The organism is Neisseria sp. P0020.S003 (assembly GCF_051957095.1).
Taxonomy (GTDB): Bacteria; Pseudomonadota; Gammaproteobacteria; order Burkholderiales; family Neisseriaceae; genus Neisseria; species Neisseria subflava.
The window spans coordinates 1-24336 of sequence record NZ_JBQCWU010000025.1; the positions used below are offsets into that span (position 1 = coordinate 1).

The 24336-nt window shown below is 48.9% G+C and carries 20 protein-coding genes and 1 tRNA gene; 13 read left to right on the forward strand and 8 right to left on the reverse strand.

Annotated elements, in window-relative coordinates:
* Together ACTHTQ_RS10415 and ACTHTQ_RS10420 are read left to right on the forward strand one after the other, a co-directional pair.
* Positions 1-260: transposase (locus ACTHTQ_RS10415; protein ID WP_440363730.1), on the forward strand; the 260-nt coding region annotated here is incomplete at its 5' end.
* A gap of 124 nt (positions 261-384) precedes the next feature.
* Positions 385-1578, forward strand: coding sequence for an amino acid aminotransferase (locus tag ACTHTQ_RS10420; RefSeq protein WP_440363868.1), 1194 nt, complete (start codon positions 385-387; stop codon positions 1576-1578).
* A 91-nt stretch (positions 1579-1669) separates the two neighbouring features.
* Here ACTHTQ_RS10420 and ACTHTQ_RS10425 read toward each other — a convergent pair.
* Positions 1670-1745: transfer RNA gene (locus ACTHTQ_RS10425), tRNA-Arg, on the reverse strand.
* A 285-nt stretch (positions 1746-2030) separates the two neighbouring features.
* Here ACTHTQ_RS10425 and ACTHTQ_RS10430 point away from each other — a divergent pair.
* Positions 2031-2888: a c-type cytochrome gene (locus ACTHTQ_RS10430; protein ID WP_003685059.1), complete on the forward strand. Its 858-nt coding sequence runs from the start codon at positions 2031-2033 to the stop codon at positions 2886-2888.
* A gap of 199 nt (positions 2889-3087) precedes the next feature.
* A complete protein-coding gene (glmM, locus tag ACTHTQ_RS10435) occupies positions 3088-4425 on the forward strand; it encodes a phosphoglucosamine mutase (protein ID WP_440363869.1) in 1338 nt (445 codons plus the stop codon).
* 77 nt (positions 4426-4502) lie between these two features.
* Here the strand turns inward: glmM and lolA are convergent, their stop codons facing one another.
* The gene (gene lolA, locus ACTHTQ_RS10440) at positions 4503-5123 is read right to left on the reverse strand and encodes an outer membrane lipoprotein chaperone LolA (RefSeq protein WP_440363870.1); all 621 of its coding nucleotides are present in this window, start codon (positions 5121-5123) and stop codon (positions 4503-4505) included.
* 288 nt (positions 5124-5411) lie between these two features.
* Between lolA and ACTHTQ_RS10445 the strand changes: the two genes are divergently transcribed.
* From ACTHTQ_RS10445 to ACTHTQ_RS10460, 4 genes are all read left to right on the forward strand, one after another.
* A complete protein-coding gene (locus tag ACTHTQ_RS10445) occupies positions 5412-6242 on the forward strand; it encodes a ferritin-like domain-containing protein (RefSeq protein ID WP_440363871.1) in 831 nt (276 codons plus the stop codon).
* Between the two features lie 15 nt (positions 6243-6257).
* Positions 6258-7202 carry a cation diffusion facilitator family transporter gene (locus ACTHTQ_RS10450; protein WP_440363872.1) on the forward strand — a complete coding sequence of 315 codons (945 nt, stop codon included), beginning with the start codon at positions 6258-6260 and terminating at the stop codon, positions 7200-7202.
* A 69-nt stretch (positions 7203-7271) separates the two neighbouring features.
* The gene (locus ACTHTQ_RS10455) at positions 7272-7922 is read left to right on the forward strand and encodes an HAD family hydrolase (protein WP_070630321.1); all 651 of its coding nucleotides are present in this window, start codon (positions 7272-7274) and stop codon (positions 7920-7922) included.
* 99 nt (positions 7923-8021) lie between these two features.
* On the forward strand, positions 8022-9215 hold the full coding sequence (locus ACTHTQ_RS10460; protein WP_250601186.1) for an amino acid aminotransferase: 1194 nt from the start codon (positions 8022-8024) through the stop codon (positions 9213-9215).
* Positions 9216-9280: 65 nt separating this feature from the next.
* Here ACTHTQ_RS10460 and ACTHTQ_RS10465 read toward each other — a convergent pair whose 3' ends face one another.
* Complete coding sequence (locus tag ACTHTQ_RS10465; protein ID WP_440363873.1) at positions 9281-9694, reverse strand: YqaA family protein; 414 nt, start codon at positions 9692-9694, stop codon at positions 9281-9283.
* Positions 9695-9967: 273 nt separating this feature from the next.
* Here ACTHTQ_RS10465 and ACTHTQ_RS10470 point away from each other — a divergent pair, with 273 nt between their 5' ends.
* From ACTHTQ_RS10470 to nth, 4 genes are all read left to right on the forward strand, one after another.
* The gene (locus tag ACTHTQ_RS10470; RefSeq protein WP_440363874.1) at positions 9968-11191 is read left to right on the forward strand and encodes a sugar MFS transporter; all 1224 of its coding nucleotides are present in this window, start codon (positions 9968-9970) and stop codon (positions 11189-11191) included.
* 92 nt (positions 11192-11283) lie between these two features.
* A complete protein-coding gene (locus ACTHTQ_RS10475) occupies positions 11284-11907 on the forward strand; it encodes an alpha/beta fold hydrolase (RefSeq protein ID WP_440363875.1) in 624 nt (207 codons plus the stop codon).
* A 180-nt stretch (positions 11908-12087) separates the two neighbouring features.
* Positions 12088-13467, forward strand: coding sequence for a Na+/H+ antiporter NhaC (nhaC, locus tag ACTHTQ_RS10480; protein ID WP_440363876.1), 1380 nt, complete (start codon positions 12088-12090; stop codon positions 13465-13467).
* A 136-nt stretch (positions 13468-13603) separates the two neighbouring features.
* Positions 13604-14233, forward strand: coding sequence for an endonuclease III (gene nth, locus ACTHTQ_RS10485; RefSeq protein ID WP_049323145.1), 630 nt, complete (start codon positions 13604-13606; stop codon positions 14231-14233).
* Between the two features lie 57 nt (positions 14234-14290).
* On the opposite strand, the gene putA is transcribed toward nth, so the two are convergent.
* From putA to ACTHTQ_RS10505, 4 genes are all read right to left on the reverse strand, one after another.
* Positions 14291-17899 carry a bifunctional proline dehydrogenase/L-glutamate gamma-semialdehyde dehydrogenase PutA gene (putA, locus tag ACTHTQ_RS10490; RefSeq protein ID WP_440363877.1) on the reverse strand — a complete coding sequence of 1203 codons (3609 nt, stop codon included), beginning with the start codon at positions 17897-17899 and terminating at the stop codon, positions 14291-14293.
* A 231-nt stretch (positions 17900-18130) separates the two neighbouring features.
* Entirely contained in the window at positions 18131-19657 is a 1527-nt protein-coding gene (gene putP / locus ACTHTQ_RS10495) for a sodium/proline symporter PutP (RefSeq protein ID WP_440363878.1), read from the reverse strand.
* 456 nt (positions 19658-20113) lie between these two features.
* A complete protein-coding gene (locus ACTHTQ_RS10500) occupies positions 20114-20908 on the reverse strand; it encodes a formate/nitrite transporter family protein (protein ID WP_188208608.1) in 795 nt (264 codons plus the stop codon).
* 251 nt (positions 20909-21159) lie between these two features.
* Entirely contained in the window at positions 21160-23373 is a 2214-nt protein-coding gene (locus ACTHTQ_RS10505) for a RelA/SpoT family protein (protein ID WP_440363879.1), read from the reverse strand.
* 88 nt (positions 23374-23461) lie between these two features.
* Here ACTHTQ_RS10505 and grxB point away from each other — a divergent pair, with 88 nt between their 5' ends.
* Entirely contained in the window at positions 23462-24172 is a 711-nt protein-coding gene (grxB, locus tag ACTHTQ_RS10510) for a glutaredoxin 2 (RefSeq protein WP_440363880.1), read from the forward strand.
* Between the two features lie 76 nt (positions 24173-24248).
* Here grxB and ACTHTQ_RS10515 read toward each other — a convergent pair.
* A partial coding sequence (locus tag ACTHTQ_RS10515) for an IS3 family transposase (RefSeq protein ID WP_153063788.1) occupies positions 24249-24336 on the reverse strand: 88 nt, incomplete at its 5' end.

Sequence of the window (24336 nt, forward strand, 5' to 3'; positions counted from 1 at the left end):
GGTATAGGGAATTGCTTGCGGAGCATTCCATGATTCAAAGCATGTCGCGAAAGGCGAATTGTTGGGACAATGCGCCGATGGAGAGTTTCTTTGCGGTGTTGAAGACGGAGTGTTTCTATAACGCAGGAGAATTGACGGTGGACGAATTGATGAAACAGATAGATGACTATATGGATTACTACAACCGCGAGCGTTGCAGTTTGAAATTGAAAAAGCTGAGTCCTGTCGCATATAGAACCCAGCTTACACAGAGCGCCTGAATAGGCTTTTATGAGTGTCCAAGATTTGGGGGCCAGTTCAGTCTTTCAGACGGCCTGATTTTGCAAATAAGGACTTTTAGTGCCACAATCTTCATCAATTCTGTCTGAAAACAAAGGAAGCACCATGTACCGTCATGTCGAGTATTATCCGGGCGACCCAATTTTGAGTTTGGTTGAAACCTTCAAACGCGACGAGCGTCCTGAAAAAGTCAATTTGAGCATAGGCATTTATTTTGATGACGAAGGCAAAATGCCGGTTTTGGAATCTGTCCGCCGAGCAGAAGCAGAGCGTGCGGCCGTACCGCGACCATCGCCTTATCTGCCGATGGAAGGTTTGGACACTTATCGAGGCACGGTTCAGTGGTTGTTGTTTGGCAAGGATAATCCGGCATTGGCAGAAGGGCGTGTTGCGACCGTACAGACTTTAGGCGGCTCGGGGGCGTTGAAAGTCGGTGCCGACTTTTTGCACCGGTGGTTCCCTGATGCAAAAGCCTATGTCAGCGATCCGACTTGGGACAATCATAAAGGCATTTTTGAAGGCGCCGGTTTTGAAGTGGGGACGTATCCTTATTACAACCCTGAAACCGTCGGCGTGAAATTTGAAGAAATGACTGCGTTTTTCAAAACATTGCCGGAAAACAGCATCTTGATTTTGCACCCATGCTGTCAAAACCCGACCGGCGTAGATATGTCGCAAGCGCAATGGGATGAGGTGTTGAACATCATCAAAACGCACAAGCTGATTCCGTTTATGGATATTGCCTATCAAGGTTTCGGAGAAGATTTGGACGGCGATGCCTATGCAATCCGTAAAGCCGTAGAAATGGGCCTGCCTTTGTTTGTCAGCAACTCTTTCTCGAAAAATCTGTCGCTGTACGGCGAGCGCGTCGGCGGTTTGAGCGTAGTGTGTCCCAATAAGGAAGAAGCAGAGCTGGTGTTCGGACAGTTGAAATTTACCGTCCGCCGCATTTATTCCAGCCCTGCCGCGCATGGTGCATATATTGCGTCTGATGTGATGAACAGCGATGATTTGCGCGCTTTGTGGGAAAACGAGGTTTACGCCATGCGCGACCGCATCCGTGCCATGCGTCAGAAACTTTATGATGTTTTGACGGCCAAAATCCCCAATCGCGATTTCAGCTATTTCGTCAAACAGCGCGGTATGTTCAGCTATACAGGCCTGACCGTAGAGCAGGTACACCGCCTGCGTGACGAGTTTGCCGTTTATCTGCTTGATTCGGGCAGGATGTGTGTGGCCGGTTTGAATGCATCGAATATCGATTATGTGGCCGAGGCATTTGCCAAGGTGTTGCAATAGCCGTTCAATCTGAAATTGAATGTAGTTTTATTTGAAGTAAATCAAAAGGCCGTCTGAAAAATTTTCATCTTTCAGACGGCCTCTTTATAATTGGCGCACCCAACAGGGATCGAACCTGTGACCTCCAGCTTCGGAAACTGACACTCTTCCAACTGAGCTATGGGTGCGGAAGCCGTAAGGTTAACGCATATTGGCTTTATTGGCAAAGTTTATCTTGAAAGTGTCTGAAAGTGGCATTGGCGGCCACTTTTTTGTATGGCTGGAATAATCAATTAACTACAAAGGCTTATAGATTTCAGACGGCCTTTTTGAGGATTTTTGCGTATCTTTTTATCAAGATGGATTGGAAAGCCTTTGCGAATTCAGTATAATCCAGCAAAATATTGTTAATTGCGTTTAACACATAAACTATAACTTACAGCACAACCTAACCTAACGGCGAGGCCTACCAAATGAAACAACTCCGCGACCACAAAGCCCAAGGCTCTGCATTGTTCACCCTTGTGAGCGGTATCGTTATTGTTATTGCAGTGATTTTCTTCCTGATCAAATTGGCGGGAAGCGGTTCATTCGGCGATGTTAACGAAACAACCGAAGCTGCGACTCAAACCCGTATCCAGCCAGTCGGCCAACTCAAACTGGGCGACGGCATCCCTGTCGGCGAACGTCAAGGCGACCAGATTTTCAACAAAATCTGTATCCAATGTCACGCGGCGGACAGCATTGTTCCTAACGCGCCTAAATTTGAAAACAAAGGTGATTGGGCTCCTCGTATCGCCCAAGGCTTTGACACCTTGTTCCAACACGCTTTGAACGGTTTCAACGCAATGCCTGCCAAAGGTGGTGCGGCTGATTTGACCGACCAAGAATTGAAACGCGTGATTACTTATATGGCCAACAAAGCCGGCGGTACTTTCCCTGATCCTGATGCTGCGGCTCCTGCCGATGCCGCTGCTTCCGGTGAAGCTGCTTCAGCTCCAGCGGCTGAGGGTGCGGCTCCTGCCGATGCTCCTAAAGCAGATGCTGCCAAAGCTGAAGACAAAGGCGCAGCTGCCGGCGGTGCAGACGGTAAAAAAGTTTACGAAGCCAGTTGCCAAGCATGTCACGGTGGTGCGGTTCCCGGTATTCCTCATGTAGGCAAAAAAGAAGACTGGGCTCCTCGTATCAAACAAGGTAAAGACACCCTGCACAAACATGCAATCGAAGGCTTTAACGCCATGCCTGCCAAAGGCGGTAACGGCAGCCTGAGCGACGATGAAGTGAAAGCTGCAGTTGATTACATGGCTAATCAATCTGGTGCTAAATTCTAAAATTTGACTTTAAATCTCGAATAGAAAGCGCATTCTGCATAGGATGCGCTTTTTTCGTGTAGGAAGGCCTGATCTTGCTATAATACGTAAGTAGTAGATTATGGTTTGTCTGAAAGATTCAGACGGCCTTCAAACACAATATTCTTTTAAAGAGGTTCAACCATATTCACATACGACAAAACAATCACGGAGTTATCTCATGGCAAAAAAATATTTCGGTACTGACGGTGTACGCGGCGAAGTCGGTCAATTCCCTATCAATCCTGATTTCGTCTTGAAATTGGGTTATGCGGCAGGTCAGGTTTTGGTACAGCACGAAGGTGAAATTAAACCGACCGTTTTAATCGGTAAAGATACGCGTATTTCAGGCTATATGCTGGAGGCCGCGCTGATTGCCGGCTTTACCGCCGCCGGTGTCAACGTTATTCAAACCGGCCCTCTGCCGACCCCGGGCGTAGCGTATCTGACCCGCGCTTTGCGTTTGTCTGCCGGTGTGATGATTTCTGCTTCCCATAACGTTTATTCCGACAACGGCATTAAATTCTTTGCAGAAGGCGGTGTGAAGTTGAGCGATGAAATCGAGTTGGAAATCGAAGCCAAAATCGATGAAGAAATGAAAGCCCAGCCGTCCAGCCGTTTGGGCCGCGCGCACCGGATTAATGGTGCGGATGACCGCTATATCGAGTTCTGTAAATCCACTTTCCCAAGCCATTTGGACTTGCGCGGTCTGAAATTGGTGGTCGATACCGCCAATGGTGCAGGCTATGCAGTTGCGCCTAAAGTATTCCACGAATTGGGTGCGCAAGTGGTCAGTATCGGTGATGAGCCAAACGGCTACAACATCAATGAGAAATGTGGTGCAACCCATCCGAAAGCTTTGCAAGCGGCTGTGTTGCAAAATGAAGCCGATTACGGCATTGCCTTGGATGGCGATGGCGACCGTTTGATGATGGTTGACCGCAATGGCAAAGTGTATGACGGCGACAGCCTGATTTATGTGATTGCCAAAGCACGCGCGCACGAAGGCGTGGAAATCGGCGGCGTGGTGGGTACAGTGATGACCAATATGGCGATGGAAATTGCTTTGAAAGAGCAGGGCGTTGATTTCTGCCGTGCCAAAGTGGGCGACCGCTATGTGTTGGAACAGCTCCATCAACGCGGTTGGCTGGTTGGCGGCGAAGCCAGCGGCCATATTTTGTGCATGGACAAACACAATACCGGCGACGGCATCATTTCCGCGCTGCAAGTTTTGGCGGCATTGCAAACCTTGAATCAAGACCTTGCCACCGTTTGCGCCGATTGGCAGCCGTATCCGCAAACCATGATCAACGTCCGCATCAAAAAAGGCCAAAACTGGCAGGATGCTTCCAAAGAGGCTTTGGCTGAAGTGGAAAAAGAACTCGAAGGCAAAGGCCGTGTGGTCTTGCGTGCTTCCGGTACCGAGCCTGTCGTGCGCGTGATGGTGGAAGCCAAGCAGGCAGACTGGGCGAAAAAAGGCGCAGAAAAAATTGCCGCTGCCATTCAAGGTCAAAAGTAACAGTGTGTTTGATGTTGAATTGAACTAAATAAAAGGCCGTCTGTTGTTCAGACGGCCTTTGTGTTTTAGTAGAAAGCTTAGTTGCTCAAGACATCAACGCCTTTAGGAGGGGTAAATTTGAACATACCGCTGGAAAGGTTAGGCTTGGTGTTCAAACTGCTGAAGCTGATGCTGGTTTGGTTGCCGAAGCTGTCTTTCAACTGCATGGCGGCGAGGTTGCCGCCTTTGAAGCCGATGCGGATGTATTGGTAGCCGGCGTTGTTTTTCTTAGGCGTAGCCAAAACATAGTCGATACCGTTGGCAGAACCATCTTCTTTCAGCGTGTAGCTGCTGTCCAATGCTGTTTTGTTGGAGAGGATGGCGGCAGGGCTGTCGCCGATGGTTTGGTCTTGTGAGGACTTGGTTACTTGCGCCAAATCTACGTCATAGAGCCAAATGGTTTTGCCGTCGCCAACGATGGTTTGTTTGTAGGGTTTGGTGTATTCCCATTTGAACAAGCCCGGGCGCAGGATTTTGAATGTACCGTGTGTGGATTGGGTTTTCTTTTTGCTGTGAACGGTTTGGCTGAAGTTGCCGCTGATACCGTCGGCATCATTATTGAATTTTTTCAGGGCATCCACTGCGCCGGCTTGTGCAAAGCCGATGGCTGAAGAAAGCAGCGCGGCAGCGGTCAGGGTGAACAGTCGGGTAGTTTTCATGTTTTGGTTCCTTGTTCGGAGAGATGGGCCCAGTATAGACGTTATGGTGTAACAGGCAAGGGGCTGAATGGGGGTTTAATTTGTGTAAATATGAAAAATCCAATCAAGTGACTGAAATAATTTCATTTCTTCAGATGGCCTACATTTGGTTTTGACGTTTTTTTAATGAAGCACACAATGGTTTGGTGTTGTATTTAATGTCATTTTACGGAAAGCGTGAAATTATAGTCTTTCTGTTTGCTTTTTAAAACGGTTATAATATTTGTCTTTTTAAAACAATGGTTTTGTATGTATCTGAATCCTTATCCTTTATTGGAACAGGCTTTGCTGTCGGACAATCCGGATGAAAAGGGAAGATTGACGCAGGCCTTGTTTGCGCAGTTGGGCGAGGCGGAAGGTTTGACGGTTGATGAGTCGAAACCCGTGGATTGCCGTTTTGCCGGACATCCGTTGCGTCCGCGTTTGGTTGCGCCTTCGGAAGTTACGCCGCGCAAGATGAATACGGTCGAAGGCTATGCGGCCATGTTGCACGCGATTGCGCACATTGAATTTAATGCGATTAATCTGGCTTTGGATGCGGCGTATCGTTTTCGCAATATGCCGTTTCAGTTTGTACGCGATTGGGTAAGGGTAGCAAAAGAAGAAGTGTTTCACTTCGGCTTGATGCGTGGCCGTCTGAACAGTTTGGGCTACGATTACGGCGATTTTGAAGCGCACGGGCATTTGTGGGATATGGCGTATAAAACCGCTTACGATCCCCTGTTGCGCATGGCTTTGGTGCCGCGGGTATTGGAAGCGCGCGGTTTGGATGTCACACCGGGTATTCGTGCAAAAGTGGCGCAACGTGGCAATGTGGAAACCTGCGATGTACTGGATATTATTTATCGTGATGAAGTGGGGCATGTCGCTATCGGCAATCATTGGTATCAGCATCTTTGCCGTGAGCGCGGTTTGGAACCGGTTGCCTTGTTCCGCAGCCTGATTGCGCGTTACGATATGTTTATCTTCCGCGGCTACGTCAATATCGAAGCACGGGAACGTGCAGGATTCAGCCATTTCGAGCTGGATATGTTGGAAGATTTTGAAAAAAGTTTGAAACAGGATAAAAAGGCCGTCTGAAACGGTAAAACCATTATGGCACATCATCACGATCATTCGCACGCGCATACGCATACCGCCAATAAGCAGGTATTGCGTATTTCCTTTTTCGTCATTGCCGGATTTATGCTGGTTGAGGTGGTCGGCGGCTGGCTGACCAACTCTTTGGCCCTGCTTTCCGATGCGGGGCATATGTTCAGTGATGCGTTTTCGCTGGGTGTGGCATTGTGGGCATTCAAACTGGGCGAGAAACAGACTACGCTGCAAAAGACATTTGGCTATAAGCGTTTTGAAATTTTGACGGCGATGTTTAACGGATTGTCGCTGGTGTTGATTGCGGCAATGATTTTTTATGAAGCAGTCAAACGATTGTTTTATCCGCCGGAAATTTTGACGGGCGGCATGTTGGTGGTCAGTATCATCGGTTTGTTGGTCAATATCGGCGTGGCTGTTTATATGTTGAAGAATGGTGATACTGAAGAAAACGTCAATATGCGCGGCGCGTATCTTCATGTAATCAGCGACTTATTCGGATCGATAGGGGCGATTGTCGCTGCGGTACTGATGATGGCGTATGGCTGGCAATGGGCGGATACGGTTGCCAGCGTATTAGTGGCGGCTTTAGTAGGGCGCAGCGGCTGGAAGCTGTTTAAACAGACTTTGCACATTTTGATGGAAGGCGCGCCGGAAAACGTTCATACCGATGAGTTGCTCAGCGTTATCCGCAATACGGAAGGCGTAAAATCCGTTCACGACTTGCATGTTTGGACGATTACCAGCAATATCCACGTTTTGTCCTGCCATATTGTCGTAGATGGCAGCATGACGGTTGCAGAGTCCGAACAAATTGCCTACCGCATCGAACATAAATTGGCGCATCACAACATCGGGCATTGTACGATTCAGATTGAAAGCGAACAGCATCCGCATAAAGATGAAGTTTTGTGTTCGCAGGAAATGCACGAACATCATCACCATTAACCATATTCAGGCCGTCTGAAACTTGTTGGATTGTTCAGACGGCCTTCTAAAATCATCAAAGGAACACTTATGACCCAAGCCGTATTATTCGATCTTGACGGCACGCTTGCCGATACCGCACTTGATTTGGGTGGTGCGCTCAACACGGTATTGCGCCGACACGGTTTGCCAGAAAAAAGCATGGATGAAATCCGTCCGCAGGCCAGCCATGGTGCGAGCGGTTTGCTCAAACTTGGTGCAGGCATTACGCCCGACCATCCAAACTATATGCAATGGCGTAAAGAGTTTTTGGACGAATACAGCCGCTGCTATGCCGACCAAACCATCTTGTTCGACGGCGTAAACGAAATGCTGGAAGCCTTAGTTCAACGCGGTATCCAATGGGGCATTATCACCAACAAGCCTATGCGTTTTACCGATGTCCTCGTGCCTAAGCTCGGGTTTACCGTGCCTCCCGCCGTCATTGTCAGCGGCGATACATGTGATGAACCCAAGCCCAGCGTGAAGCCTATGTTCTATGCGTGCGAACAGATTGGTGTCGAGGCGCAGCGATGCTTTTATGTCGGCGATGCCGAGCGCGATATGCAGGCAGGAAAAAATGCAGGCATGACGACCGTGCTTGCCGATTGGGGCTATATTTCTGCCGAAGACCAAACTGAAAACTGGCTTGCCGATTTCCGTATTGCCACGCCTTTGGATTTGTTGGCAATCTTGCGTTAAAACCCTGTAATAATTCGTTTTCAGACGGCCTGAAACGGCGTAAAATCGTACTAAGTTTGTATTTTTTCAACCGTTTTACTACTTGTAAAGAGAAAAATCATGTTCTTCAAGCATATCGAAGCTGCTCCTGCTGATCCGATTTTAGGTTTGGGCGAGGCGTTTAAAGCTGAAACCCGTCCGGAGAAAGTCAATCTCGGTATCGGCGTGTACAAAGATGCATCCGGCGCGACGCCTATTGTCAAAGCTGTCAAAGAGGCTGAAAAACGCCTGTTGGAAAGCGAAACAACCAAAAACTACCTGACCATCGACGGCGTTGCCGACTACAACGAGCAAACCCAAATTCTGCTGTTTGGCAAAGACCACGAAATCATTGCCAGCCGTCGCGCCAAAACAGCGCAAAGTCTTGGCGGTACAGGCGCATTGCGTATTGCGGCCGAGTTTGCCAAGCGTCAGTTGAACGCGCAAACCATCTGGATTTCCAATCCGACTTGGCCAAACCACAATGCCATCGCCAAAGCGGTCGGTATCCAAGACAAACCTTACCGCTACTATGATGCCGCCAAACACGGTTTGGATTGGGACGGCATGATTGAAGACTTGAGCCAAGCGCAAAAAGGCGACATCGTCCTGCTGCACGGCTGCTGCCACAACCCTACCGGCATCGACCCTACGCCCGAACAATGGGAAACCTTGGCAAAACTTTCTGCCGAAAAAGGCTGGTTGCCATTGTTTGACTTTGCCTACCAAGGCTTCGGCAATGGTTTGGAAGAAGATGCCTACGGCTTGCGCGTGTTCTTGAAACACAACACAGAATTGCTGATTGCCAGCTCTTATTCCAAAAACTTCGGTATGTACAACGAGCGCGTCGGCGCGTTCACTTTGGTGGCCGAAGATGAAGAAACAGCAGCCCGCGCTCACAGCCAAGTCAAAACCATCATCCGTACCTTGTATTCCAACCCAGCTTCACACGGTGCGAACACTATTGCGCTGGTATTGAAAAATGATGCTTTGAAAGCACAATGGATTACCGAACTCGATGAAATGCGCGGCCGCATCAAAGCCATGCGCCAAAAATTTGTCGAGCTGCTCAAGGTCAAAGGTGCAACCCAAGACTTTGATTTCATTATAGAACAAAACGGTATGTTCTCTTTCAGCGGCTTGACCCCCGAACAAGTCGACCGTTTGAAAAACGAGTTTGCCATTTATGCCGTCCGCTCCGGCCGCATTAATGTTGCAGGAATTACCGATGACAACATCGACTACCTGTGCGAAAGCATTGTGAAAGTTTTGTAATTGTCGAATTAAAGGCAAAGGCCGTCTGAATCATTCAGACGGCCTTTATTTTTGGCTGTCGAAGTTTATCTGGCAACTGCGCTCATTCCCCAATAAATCATGGCATAGCGCAGCAGTTTGCCTGCAATCAGAATGATGGCGCAATGCAAAGCATTGAGCCTGAGCCAGCCTGCGGCAATGGGGAGGGCATCGCCGATAATCGGCAGCCATGCAAATAATAGCGGCCAAATCCCCCATCGTTTTATACGCGCCAATACTTTTTCAGACGGCCTTCTCTTGGCCGGAAACATTCTGCCCATGTAATACGAAACCATACTGCCCAAGCCATTTGCCAAACCGGCACACAAACATGCGCCGAGGGCATGTTGCGGATATTGGTACACAAATGCGGCGTATGCCGCCTCGGATGTGCCTGGAAGTAGTGTGGCTGAAGTGAAAGCAGAAGCAATCAAGGCTAGGTAAGCGTAAAGTAGGGACATTTTTTGAGTTATATCAATTAGTATTGTAAAAAAGAAATAGCAGGATTTAAAAGGAGATTATGCCTATATTTTTCAAAGTATAAAAATATAAAACCAATATTATTTAATTTTTTAAAATTAAACGGCTGAAAGGTAATGTAGTCAGATGTCAGAAAATAGTTTTCAAAGTAACGAAATATCAATATGATACTGTCGGCTGTTAATGGGTGTTAAGCTTAATGAACTGCTTCAAGCTCATTTTTTAGCGAGTCTTAACAAAACGAAAGGCAAATCATGTCTGTGCATTCACAACAAAATCATACTCCTGCACTGGTCGTCCTGACCACGCTCTTCTTCATGATGGGTTTCATTACCTGCATGAACGATATCCTGATTCCGCATCTGAAAGATATTTTTGATCTGACTTATGTTCAGGCGATGCTGATTCAGTTCTGCTTTTTTACCGCTTACGCGATTATGTCGATTCCTATGGGTTATTTGGTCGGCAAAATCGGCTATAAAAACGGCGTGATCGGCGGTTTCTTATTGACTGCTATCGGTTGTCTGTTGTTCTATCCTGCCGCCGGCAGCCATTCTTATCCTACTTTCTTGGGTGCGCTGTTTATTTTGGCTTCAGGTGTAACACTGTTGCAAGTGGCGGGTAACCCTTATGTGACTTTGCTGTCCAAACCAGGTAAAGAATCTGCAACACTGACTTTGGTTCAGGCATTCAACTCCTTGGGTACGACCATTGCTCCGCAAATCGGCGCATTCCTGATTTTGGCTGATGCGACACAGACTGTCAGCAAAGCCGAGCAAATTTCTTCTGTTCAAATTCCATATTTGGGTTTGGCCGGTTTGCTGATTATTTTGGCTGTGTTTGTCAAAATGATTCGTCTGCCTGACGCAAACAAAATTGCTGAAGAAGAGAGTGAACACAACCATGATGGTAAACACAGCGTATGGCAATACCGTCATTTGGTTTTGGGTGCGGCCGGTATTTTCTGTTACGTTGGTGCAGAAGTATCTATCGGTTCTTTGTTGGTCAACGTGTTGGGTTACCTGAAAGGTATGGACCACTCGTCTGCCGCAAAATATCTGTCGTTCTACTGGGGCGGCGCGATGGTTGGCCGCTTCTTAGGCTCTGCCATCATGGCGAAAATTGCGCCTAACCGCTATTTGGCATTCAATGCTACCGCTGCTGTTGCCCTGTTGGGCGTTGCTATGTTGGCAGGTAAAGCCAGTGCTGATATTGCGATGTGGGCATTGTTGGCTATCGGCTTCTTCAATTCCATCATGTTCCCAACGATTTTCTCTTTGGCAACCAAAGGTCTGGGCCGATTTACCAGCAGCGCTTCCGGCGTATTGTGTACTGCGATTGTCGGCGGTGCGATTGTGCCTGTGGTACAAGGTTGGGTAGCGGATACTTACGGCCTGATGATTTCTTTCGTTGTATCAGCGATTTGTTACGTATACATTGTCTTCTTTGCTATAAAAGGCTACAAAGCTGACGAATAATTCATCATGATAAAAGGCCGTCTGAAACCCTATGGGATTTCAGACGGCCTTTTTACTTTGTGGCATAATGATTTAAATGATAGGAGGAAAAAATGGCCAAAATCATTTTGCTGCATGGCTTGCACATGCATTCATGGGTAATGAAACCGCTGGCGCATTTGCTGGAACAAGAAGGTTTTGAAGTTGCGCTGTTCGATTATTACAGTGTTTTACATTCGATGAACCGACATGTCAAAGATTTGTCGCGATGGATTGATGAGAACCATGCTGATGAAACGCTGCACTTTGTCGGCCATAGTTTGGGCGGATTGGTCTTACGCAATTTTGCAGCAGCATATCCGGATAAAGTCAGCGGCCGTATCGTTACCATGGGTACACCGCACCAAGGCAGCCGTGCCGCGCAGCGTGTGTTCAACATGGGTTTGCAAAAGCCGGTATTGGGCGGCTCGTATAAAGGTGCATTGGACGGCAGTATGCCTGAATTGCCCGAGGGTGTTGAGTTGGGCAGTATTGCCGGCAATAAACCGTATGGACTGGGCCGTGTTTTAGGTTTGCATGGCGAACATGATGGCACGGTTTTGGTCAGCGAAACACATTGTCCGAATATGCACGATCATGTTGTTTTGCCTGTCAGCCATAGCGGTATGTTGTTTAACCGTAAAACGGTCGAGCAAGTAGTGGCATTTTTGCATGATGGATGTTTTAAAAAGCAATAAAATTTCATTTATTTAAATTTAAAAATATTTAATTTTAATAATTTGATATATTTTAAAGAAAGTGTCGCAATTTTGCTGAGGCTGTTTTTATAAAATAACAGGCAGGCCGTCTGAAAATCGGGTTTCAGACGGCCTGTTATGCTAAAATCTGTTAAATACTTATTAAAAAGGCAAAGAACAATGTTTGCTTTCAAATCCTTACTTAATATGCCGCGTTTTGAGGCCATCGCTGTGGCCTTGGCTTTGGTGGCGGCAATGGGTTATACGATTATTTCGCTTGAATGGCTGCCGCATATGTCGATTGTGACGGCGATTGTGGTCTTGCTGTTGTACGGTTTGATGCGCGGCTTGAAATATCAAGATATGCAAAACGGTATGATAGGCGCGGTCGGGCAGGGCATGGGCGCGATTTATCTGTTTTTCTTTATCGGCCTGATGGTCAGCGCGCTGATGATGAGCGGTGCGATTCCGACGCTGATGTATTACGGTTTCGGATTGATTTCGCCGACTTATTTTTATTTTTCGGCGTTTGCGCTTTGCTCGGTCATCGGTATTTCCATCGGCAGTAGTTTGACGACTTGTGCGACTGTCGGCGTGGCATTTATGGGTATGGCGGCTGCGTTTCATACCGATATGGCGATGACGGCAGGTGCGATTGTATCGGGTGCGTTCTTTGGCGATAAAATGTCGCCGCTTTCCGATACGACCGGTATTTCCGCTTCGATTGTCGGCATTGATTTGTTCGAACACATCAAAAACATGATGTACACCACTGTGCCTGCATGGTTGATCAGTGCGGCGTTGATGCTGTGGCTCTTGCCCAATGTTGCCGCGCATGACATGAACAGTGTCGAAGCTTTCCGCGCGCAATTGGAAGCAACCGGTTTGGTGCATGCCTATTCGCTGATTCCGTTTGCCTTGCTGGTTGTCCTTGCCCTGATGCGCGTAAATGCTATTGTGGCCATGTTGTTTACCGTTATAGTGGCGCTGATTGTGACTTACTTCCACAGTACGCCTGATTTGAAACAGCTGGGCGCGTGGTTTTACAGCGGATACAAACTCGAAGGCGAAGCATTTAAAGACATTGCCCGTTTGATTTCTCGCGGCGGCTTGGAAAGCATGTTCTTTACGCAAACCATCGTGATACTCGGCATGAGCTTGGGCGGCCTGTTGTTCAGCATTGGTGTGATTCCGTCTTTGCTGGAAGCCATTCGTGCGTTCCTGACCAATGCCGGACGCGCTACTTTCAGCGTGGCCATGACATCGGTCGGTGTCAACTTCCTGATTGGCGAGCAATATTTGAGTATCCTGCTTTCCGGCGAAACCTTTAAGCCGGTTTATGACAAGCTTGGTCTGCATTCGCGCAACCTTGCCCGTACGCTGGAAGATGCGGGTACGGTCATCAACCCATTGGTGCCTTGGAGCGTCTGCGGCGTATTTATCAGCCATGCCTTGGGCGTGCCTGTTTGGGAATACCTGCCTTATGCCTTCTTCTGCTACTTGAGCTTGGCTCTGACGCTGGTGTTCGGCTGGACAGGACTGACTTTGAGTAAGAAGTAAACCGCATTTAAAATAGCAATGCTTTTATGCAACAAGACCGTCTGAAAACAATTTCAGACGGTCTTGTTTACTTGAAGTAGCCGTATCAGCATGATTTCACTATAATTGCTGCGCCAATAAAAAAATAATCCAAACAATGAACAAACAAATCCGCCAAGAAATTTTCGAGCGTTTCCGCGCTGCCAATCCTCATCCGACTACCGAGTTAAATTTTAGCTCGCCGTTTGAGCTGCTGATTGCCGTTTTATTGTCTGCACAAGCGACTGATGTCGGCGTGAACAAAGCGACTGCCAAACTCTTTCCCGTTGCCAATACGCCGCAAGCCATGTTGGATTTGGGGCTGGACGGCGTGATGGAATACACCAAAACCATAGGCCTCTACAAAACCAAATCCAAACACATCATGCAGACTTGCCGTATTTTGCTGGAAAAATACAATGGCGAAGTGCCTGCCGACCGAGAGGCTTTGGAATCTTTGCCCGGTGTTGGCCGTAAAACTGCCAACGTGGTATTGAATACTGCATTCGGGCAACCTGTTATGGCGGTCGATACCCATATTTTCCGTGTGGCCAACCGCACCAAAATCGCGCCGGGTAAGGATGTGCGCGAAGTTGAAGACAAGCTGATGCGCTTTATTCCCAAAGAATTTTTGATGGATGCCCATCACTGGTTGATTTTGCACGGCCGCTATACGTGTAAGGCTTTGAAACCGCAATGCAGCAAATGCCTGATTAACGATTTGTGCGAATATCCGGCAAAAATGTAAATAAAAATAGATAAAAAAGGCCGTCTGAATTCCAGACGGCCTTTGATTTGGCTGTGATTAGTCGGCAACTGCCATCAGGCTGGCGTTACCGCCGGCAGCGGTAGTATTGATACTGCAAGAGATTTCTTCAAATACTTGCAGGATGTCCAGACCTTGTTCGGAAGGCAGAATGCGGATGAGCGCACCGTCGTGGCCGGCCAACTCTTGTTTGCGCTCGCTGCTCAAAGGCTCGATGGCGGTAACATGGCTGATGCCTGCGTTTTCAGGTTTGCTGTTGACTTGCAACAAACCGTCCAAATCGGCAGAGTAGGCAACCAGTGGGCTGTTTGGCTCAACAACGGTTTGAATGCCTGCGGCAGCCAGCTCGGTCAGGGCAGAGAAGGCTTGCAGCAGATTGCCGCCATGTACCCAAACACGTTTTGGAGAGTGCCAGCTCAATGAGTTGCGTTCGCCGGTCGGGCCGACCAATACGGTTTCGGCTTTGCGCAGGGTACGGACGCGTGCGTGACCCAAAGCTGCGGCTGCGGCTTTTTTCTCTTCTGCGTTAAACGGCAGTTTGTGAACCAGGGTTTCCAAACGTTTGAGTGCGTCTTCGTCTGCTTGGCCGATACGGCTGAGGGTTGGGGCAACCCATTCAGGAGTACGAACCAGGCGTTGCAGATAGAATGAACCGCCTGCTTTTGGACCGGTACCGGACAAGCCGTGACCGCCGAAAGGTTGTACGCCGACAACGGCACCGACGATGTTGCGGTTAACGTAGATGTTACCGGCTTCGATGCGGTCGCGGACGTGTTCGACAGTACCTTCGATACGGCTGTGTACACCGCTGGTCAAAGCATAGCCTTTAGCGTTGATTTGGTCGATGAGTTGATCCAATTCGCTGGCACGATAGCGGACAACGTGCAATACAGGGCCGAACACTTCGCGTTGCAACTCGTTCAAGTTGTTCAATTCAAACAGGATTGGACGAACAAAAGTAGAGTTGTTGCTATCAACGTCGGCAGCAGTTTTGACTTCGTGGTAAGCCTTTGCTACGCCCTTCATTCGGTTGATGTGGGCCAACAGGTTTTGTTGGGCTTCAGCATCGATGACAGGGCCGATGTCTGTGGTCAGTTGGGTCGGTTTGCCGACAACCAATTCGTCCATTGCGCCTTTGATGATGTTGACCATTTTATCGGCAACATCTTCTTGAACGCACAAGATGCGCAGAGCGGAACAACGTTGGCCTGCGCTGTCGAAGGCAGAGTTCAAAACGTCGAGGCAGACTTGTTCCGGCAGGGCGGTAGAGTCCACGATCATCGCATTTTGACCACCGGTCTCGGCAATCAGGACAGGGCTGTCGTCGCGTTTGGACAGTGCTTTGTTAATCAGGCGCGCTACTTCGGTAGAACCAGTGAAGATCACGCCGCCGATACGGGCATCGCCGGTCAGGGCAGAGCCGACATCGCCTGCACCGAGTACGAGTTGCAGCGCAGAAGTCGGAATACCGGCTTGATGCATCAGGGAAACTGCGTAAGTAGCGATCAGGCTGGTTTGTTCGGCAGGTTTGGCGATAACGGTGTTACCGGCAGCCAATGCAGAAACCACTTCGCCGGTAAAGATGGCCAATGGGAAGTTCCATGGGCTGATGGCAACGATTGCGCCGACAGCTTTGGCATCTTTAGGCAGGGTGTTTTCAGCTTCGTTGGCATAGTAGCGGCAGAAGTCAACGGCTTCGCGTACTTCGGCAACGGCGTTGTTCAAGGTTTTACCGGCTTCGCGGACGGCCAGCATCATCAATGCAGGCGTGTGTTGTTCCAACAGGTCGGCAAAACGGCGCAGGCAGTTGGCGCGTTCTGAAGCAGGTTTGGCGCTCCACTCAGGCAGGGCAGCAACGGCTGCACCAATAGCTTCTTGAGCCAATGCCGCATCGGCAAAGCTGACGGTACCGACAACATCGTTGTGGTCTGCAGGGTTGCGGACAGGTTGAGCTTCGCTTACGTTACGCGCTTCGCCATTGACGATAGAAGCGGCGTGGAAGTCTTCGGAAGAAGCTTGGTTGAGTTTTTCTTGCAGGTTTTGCAATACGGTTTCGTTGCTGAAATCTACGCCTTGGGAGTTCAGGCGGTCTTTGCCATACAAATCGCGTGGCAGAGGCAATGCCGGATGCAGATGGATACCTTGTTCGGCGATGGTGTCGAACGGGCTCTTAATCAGGCGGTCGATGCTGATGTTTTCGTCAACGATTTGGTTCACGAAAGAAGAGTTCGCACCGTTTTCCAACAGGCGGCGTACCAAGTAGGCAAGCAGGGTTTCGTGTGTGCCGACCGGGGCATACACGCGTACGCGGCGGCCTAAGTTTTGCGGGCCGACTACTTGGTCGTACAGGGTTTCGCCCATGCCGTGCAGACATTGGTGTTCAAAGTCTTTGCCTTTACCCATTTGGTAGATTGCGCCCAAAGTGTAGGCGTTGTGGGTGGCAAATTGTGGGAACACGGCATCTTGCGCATCCAAGAGTTTGCGTGCGCAGGCGAGATAGGAGATGTCGGTGTGGACTTTACGGGTGTAAGTCGGATAGCCTTCCATGCCGTCTACTTGGGCCCACTTTACTTCGCTGTCCCAGTATGCGCCTTTAACCAAACGGATCATCAGTTTTTGGTTGTTGCGGCGGGCCAGGTCGATCAGATAGTCGATAACGAACGGGCAACGTTTTTGGTAGGCCTGAACAACGAAACCGATACCTTTGTAGCCGGCCAAGTCAGGGTCGGAAACCAAAGCTTCCATCAAGTCCAAAGACAATTCGAGACGGTTGGCTTCTTCGGCGTCGATGTTGATACCGATATCGTATTTTTTACCCAAAAGGAACAATTCTTTCAGGCGTGGCAACAGTTCGCTCATAACGCGTTCGTGTTGGGCACGTGAATAGCGTGGGTGGATGGCGGAAAGTTTAACGGAAATACCGTTGCCTTCGTAAACGCCTTGTCCTGCGGCATCTTTGCCGATGGCGTGAATGGCTTGAACGTAGTCGTTGTAGTAGCGGTTGGCATCTTCTTCGGTGTATGCGGCTTCACCCAACATATCGAAAGAGAAGCGGTAACCCATTTTCTCGCGCTCTTTACCGTTTTGCAGAGCTTCTTCAATGGTTTGGCCGGTTACGAATTGTTTGCCCAATAGGCGCATTGCGTAGTTCACACCTTGACGGATCAGCGGAGCACCACCTTTGCTGATTATGCGGCTCAGTGCAGAACCCATATTTTTTTCAGAAGTGTTGGTGGTCAGTTTGCCGGTAATCAACAGACCCCATGCAGCCGCGTTAACGAAGAGGGAAGGGCTGTTGTTCAAGTGGCTTTTCCAGTTGCCTTCGGAGATTTTGTCGGCAATCAGGCGGTCGCGGGTTGCATTGTCTGGAATACGCAGCAGGGCTTCGGCCAGGCACATCAGTGCAACACCTTCTTCACTGGAGAGAGAGAACTCGTGCATCAAGGCATCTACGCCGCTTGCTTTGGTGCGGCTGGAGCGGACTTGAGTAACCAAACGACGGGCAAGCTCGGAGGCGGCATTGCGCTCTTCGTCGGTCATCTGTGCACGTTGCAACATATCCTGAACGGCCTCGATTTCATCGCGGCGGTAGGCATCAGTTACAGCTTGACGCAAAGGAGTTTGTGTTGGAAAAGCGAAGTTAAACATTATTTATGTTCTCCAAAGGTTTTTTTCATGGTTTCAGACGGCCTGAATTAAGACTGCTAAAACAGGTATTCTGAAGGATAGTAATATCGTAATAAAATTATGATGCGGATACAAGATGCATCCGCATAAATTGCTGTTTTTTCTGACAAGGCTCAGATTATTTTGAAACAGTTTATTTCATAACACAGACAGACGGCCTGCACTGAATCATGCAGGCCGTCTGAAAACGTCTTATTTAGAGGCGCGGTATTCTGCGTCTGCTTTTTCGAAACGTTCTTGCAATTCGCGTGAAGGTTGTTTGTCGATCAGGGAGACCAAAACAATCACGAGGGTACAAATGATGAAGCCGGGAACGATTTCATAAACGGTAGAGAAACCTGTTTCTTGTGCGGCCAAAGCAGGTTTTTTGATCCACTCAGCCCAAACAACCACAGTCAGCGCGCCAGCAATCATGCCGGAGAGTGCGCCGTAGGCAGTAATGCGTTTCCACAGAACAGACAGGATAACAACCGGACCGAATGCGGCACCAAAGCCGGCCCATGCATAAGCTACCAAGCCCAATACTTTGCTTTCAGGGTCAGAAGCAATCAGGATGGAAATCACGGCGATAGCTAATACCATTACGCGGCCAATCCATACCAATTCAGCTTGTTGGGCATTTTTACGCAGGAAGCCTTTGTAGAAGTCTTCGGTAATCGCGCTGGAGCAAACCAACAATTGGCAAGACAGGGTAGACATTACGGCGGCAAGAATCGCGCTCAAGATGATACCAGCAATCCAAGGGTTGAAGAGCAGGGTAGCCAAAGCGATGAAGATACGTTCGTGGTTGCCGTTCATTTCATCAACGTGGGCAGGGTTGGCGCCGAAGTAAGCGATACCGAAGTAGCCGACAGCCACGGCACCGGCCATACACAGAATCATCCAAGTCATACCGATACGGCGTGCAGAAACCAGAGATTTAGCGCTTTCAGCAGCCATAAAACGGGCCAAGATATGTGGTTGGCCGAAATAGCCCAAGCCCCAAGCAGCGGTAGAGATAATGCCGATGAGGGTAGTACCAGCAAACAGGCTGCCGTATTCTTTACCGGTAGAAGCGGCAACTTGTTGGATGGCAGCGTTCATTTGATCTGCACCGCCCAAACCCAAGTACACCATGATAGGAGTCAGTACCAATGCAAAAATCATCAAAGAAGCTTGCAAGGTGTCGGTCCAGCTTACGGCCAAGAAACCACCCAAGAATGTGTAGGCGATGGTCGCGCCGGCACCCAGCCACATGGCTTGAGTGTAAGACATACCGTGGAACAGGCTTTGGAACAGGGTAGCACCGGCTACGATGCCTGAAGCACAGTAAATAGTGAAGAAGAACAAGATAATCAGTGCAGAAACCACTTTCATCAAGTGACCGCCGGCACCGAAACGGTGGAAGAAGTAATCAGGAAGCGTCAGCGCGTTGTTGGCGTATTCGGTATGTACGCGCAGACGGCCCGCAACCAAGAGCCAGTTGAGGTATGCACCCACAATCAGACCAATGGCGATCCAAGCTTCATTCAAACCGCTCAGGTAAATGGCACCTGGCAAGCCCATCAAAAGCCAACCTGACATATCGGAAGCACCCGCAGACATCGCGGTCACGAACGGGCCCAAGCTGCGGCCGCCGAGGATGTAGTCGTCGAAGTTTCGTGTTGAAAAATAGGCGGCGAGGCCGATCAGTAATACGGCGACCAGATAGATCGCGAAAGTGATATACATGGGATTCATGTACTTATTCCTCATCTAACTTATAAATACGGGTTTTGAAATTGCAAGCAATTCGTACCCAAACTTTTTTCTAATAAAAATACAGCTTAAAAATCCTGTTTTTCACGAGAGAGTCAGGATAAATTATTTTCAAATACAATAGGATATGTAACCAATCCATATTAAATTGTAAATAATTAAATTCAGAATACAGTAAATTTTTTGTTTTGCAAAGCACGGAACACGGGCTTTATGAAAAATCGTAGTGCTTTTGAGGGGAAGTCATTTGAAAACAAAAGATTGCAAAAATTATCTTAAATTGGGGAAAAGGAAAGGCAATGAAACTATCTTTCCTATAAATGAAACGTTATGCAGAGAGAAAGCGTAATTATGCGACACGAAAGGCGCTTTCAGACGGCCTGATAAATGAAACTACCCCGTATTTCTGATGAATACGGGGTAGTGCGTCAGTTTGAACTAAATAGAAAAATCATCTTTTAACAAATGTTTATAAGCGAAGAGATAGAAAGCGGCAACAAAAGACGATCCGCCGAGGACGTTGCCCAAGAAGACGGGAATCATATTGTAGAAAAATTGACCCCAGCTGACATTTGCACCCGCCCAAATACCGGCCGGAATGATGAACATATTGGCAACAAAGTGTTGGAAACCGATTAATACGAAGATCATGACCGGAAACCAAGTTGCCAAAATGCGGCCTGAAGTATGGCGTGAGCCGAAATAGAACCAAATACCCATGCACACCATCCAGTTACATGCGATAGCGGAGACGAATGCACGGCCGAAGTCCATATTAACTTTGGCTTCGGCGATGGCAATGGTTTTCGCCGTAGCCGCTCCCTCTGCCAGGCCAACGTAGTGGCCGAGGAAATAGGCCATGGCAACGGCGCCTGCCAGATTGCCCAAGCTGACGATGAGCCAGTTGCGTACCAGTTTGTAGGTGCTGACACGGCCGGTCAATTTGCCCAAAGCCATAATCATCATATTGCCTGTTGCCAGCTCGCCGCCACCGATTAAGATACAAATCAGTGCAATCGGGAACACGGACGCACCCAAAAGGGCGGCCAGGCCGTTCCATTCGGCCGGAATGCCGCTGATGACGCGCAGGCAGGCAAGATAACCGAAGCCGACATAGCCGCCGCCTAAAAAACTTAAAATCACCAACATTTTGATGCTGAACTCGGACTTGGCGCAGCTCTTGCCGATGGCTTCCTGCAAAATCTCGTGAGGGTACAAATCTCGTGTATCCATGAGGCTCCCTTAAATTGGAAATATCTTGTTTATCATGAAGATAATAAGTTTGCCTGAGAATGATGCCGGTAGGAAATAACGACTGGTTGTAAGAATAGAAGAGGGGGTTATATATTGAAGCGGCTAAGGCTGCGGCTGACTTTTTAAGAAAGATAAGTTGAGGCGTGGAGATATTGGCGTTTTAAAAACTGAAAAGGCCGTCTGAAAAAGTTGCTTTCAGACGGCCTTGGGATTTGTTTGATGAGTTAGAACTACAAGCGCGTTACGCTTAAAACGCCTTTGATGTCGCCCAAGCTGGCTAATACGCGCGGCAGGTCGTTGACTTGGCGGACTTCAAGGGTAAAGCGCATACTGGCTTCCAAATCGCGCGATTGGGTTTGCACTGCGGTAACGTTGAGTTTATGACGCGCCAGTGCATCCGAAACGTCGCGCAGCAAACCGGAGCGGTCTTGGGCGCGGATTTCAACATCGACGGCAAACACTTGTCCTTCTTGCAAGGCTGCCCAGCTTGCATTCAATACTTTTTCAGGAGACTGTTCGGCAAGGTGGCGGAAAGAAGGGCAGGTGTTGCGGTGGACGGAAATACCGCGGTCGCGCGTAACGAAACCGATAATGTCGTCCGGAGGTGCAGGTTTGCAGCATTTGGCAAGCGTGGTCATCAAGCCGTCTTCGCCGTCAATCAAAATGCCGTTTTTGCCGCCTTTTTTGATTTTGGACTGCTTGACGATATTGGTTTCATCAATCGGCACAGGAGGCGGTTCATTCAGCGCGCCGCAGGCTTTGTGGATGGCGCGGTTGGAAACGTCGCCCTGATCGATGGCCGTATAGAGTTCGTCGGTTTTTTTGAAGCCGAGTTTTTCCGCCAATGCTTGGAGATTGGGTTTAGGGAAGATTTTCGACAACTGTTTGTCTAACTGGGCACGGCCTTCTTCGCGTACGGTATCTGCATTTTGCTGGCGGATGTAGGCACGGATTTTGCTGATGGCGCGGTTGGATTTGACCCAGCCTTCGTAGAGCCAGTTGACGGAAGGATTTCCCTCTTTGGCGGTAATGATTTCAACGCGTTGTCCGTTTTCCAAAGGTGTGGACAGCGGTACGATTTGTCCTTCGACTTTTGCGCCGCGACAACGGTCGCCCACGCTGCTGTGCAAGGCATAGGCAAAGTCAATCGGGGTAGCGCCCGTAGGCAGGGAGAGGACTTTGCCGTGCGGAGTCAAAACGTAAATCGTATCGTTGAACAGCTCGGTTTTAAAGGCGGCGGCAAGGTCTTCCTTGCCGCTTTCGGCCATGTTTTCACGCCAGTCTAAGAGTTGGCGCAGCCAAGCGATTTTTTGTTCGTAGGCAGAGTCACCACGGCCGCCTTCTTTATAACGCCAGTGGGCGGCAACACCGAATTCGTTGAATTGGTGCATATCGAAGGTGCGGATTTGGACTTCCACACCTTTGTCTTCTGGGCCGACGATGACGGTGTGCAAACTTTTATAGCCGTTGCCTTTCGGGTTGGCGATATAGTCGTCGAACTCGCCCGGAATCGGCTGCCAGAGGCTGTGGACAATGCCCAACGTGGTGTAACACTCGGGAATGGTGTCCACCAAAATCCGTACGGCGCGGATGTCGAACAGGCCGTCGAAAGTGAGCTTTTTCTTTACCATTTTTTTGTAAATGGAGTAGATGTGCTTCGGTCTTCCGGCAACTTCAAAATGAATATTGTATTTTTTCAGTTCCGTACGCAGGATATTGAGGAAGTTTTCGATGTATTCGAGGCGTTCGGTGCGTTTTTCGTCCAAAAGCAGGGCGATTTCGCGGTATTTTTCCGGCTCTTGATGACGGAAGCCCAAATCTTCGAGCTGCCATTTGAGTTGCCACACGCCCAAGCGGTTGGCGAGCGGGGCAAAAATGTCGAGGGTTTCTTTGGCAACGGCGCGCTTTTCAGGATTGTCGGGAACGTTGCTTAAGAATTGGAGGGTACGCGTGCGCATCGCCAGTTTGATCAGGACAACGCGGATGTCGGTGACCATCGCCAACAGCATTTTGCGCATGGTTTCGGCCTGTTGGCCGCGTTCTTCCGGTGTGGCAAGGCTGTCCACGCGTGCGAATTGGGTCAGTTTCTGTACTTCATCCACGCCTTTGACCAGCTCGCAAACGGTACTGTTGCAGCGTTCGGTAACCAATTCGCGCCAAGTGGGAACGTATTTGCCGATATCGGACAAAATCGTAGCGGCCACGGCATCGGGCAAAAGGTCGAGTTCGCTGACGATTTGCATCGAGCCGAGGAAATGTTCCATCAATGGCTCGCCGTAAGTCGTTAGGGCATCGGCGGGGTAATGTTCTTTAGCTAAGTCAAAGGCCGTCTGAATCAGGTTTTTATCGGAATCGGGCAGCGCGGCAACATAGCCGTCGAACCAAGCGAGGAGGCCTTCCAGCGTTGCACTCGATGTTTGGGGCGTTTGGCGAATAGTGGTCATGGCGTGCGTTTTTTTCTTTTTGATAAAAACGTTGCTATTGTAACAGTTTATTGCCGACAGCCCTAGATTTGTATGCGAATGTGGCACTATGTTTCAGAACACCTTGTTTCAGACGGCTTTGGGTGTTATGGTTAACCGTTTTGAAATTTTAAGGAGTATTTCGATGAAACTGTATATTTACGACCATTGCCCGTTTTGCGTCCGTGCGCGGATGATTTTCGGCTTGCGCGATGTGGCGGTGGAAGAAATTGTCTTGGCGAACGATGACGAAGCTACGCCGATTGGTATGATTGGCTCAAAACAAGTGCCGATTTTGCAAAAAGAAGACGGTTCGTTTATGGGCGAAAGTTTGGATATTGTCCGTTACATCGATCAAGGCCGTCTGAAAGAAGAAGTTCATTCCGAGGTTCAGGCTTGGTTGGACAAAGTGGGCGAATACAATAACAAATTGGTACAGCCGCGCATGGTTAAAATCGGCCTGCCCGAATTTGAGACCGATGAAGCGAAAAAATACTTTATCGACAAAAAAGAGAGAAGTATCGGCAATTTCGAGACTAATCAGAACAAAACGGCGCAATATTTGGAGCGTCTGCATCAAGACTTGGCCGAACTGGAAGCGCTGGTGTGCGAAGGCGAGGGCTTGGGCGGTGAAATCAGTTTGGAAGATATCCTGACGTTCCCTATTTTGCGTAACCTGACCGTTGTGCGCGGTATTCAATGGCCGCAAAAATTGATGGATTATTTGTTAGCGATGAGCGAGCGTTCCGGCGTGGCTTTGTATTTTGACCGCGCATTGTAATGAATGTTTGAAACATGAAAAAGGCTGTCTGAACATTGAACTGGCCCCCAAATCTTGGACACTCATAAAAGCCTATTCAGGCGCTCTGTGTAAGCTGGGTTCTATATGCGACAGGACTCAGCTTTTTCAATTTCAAACTGCAACGCTCCCGGTTGTAGTAATCC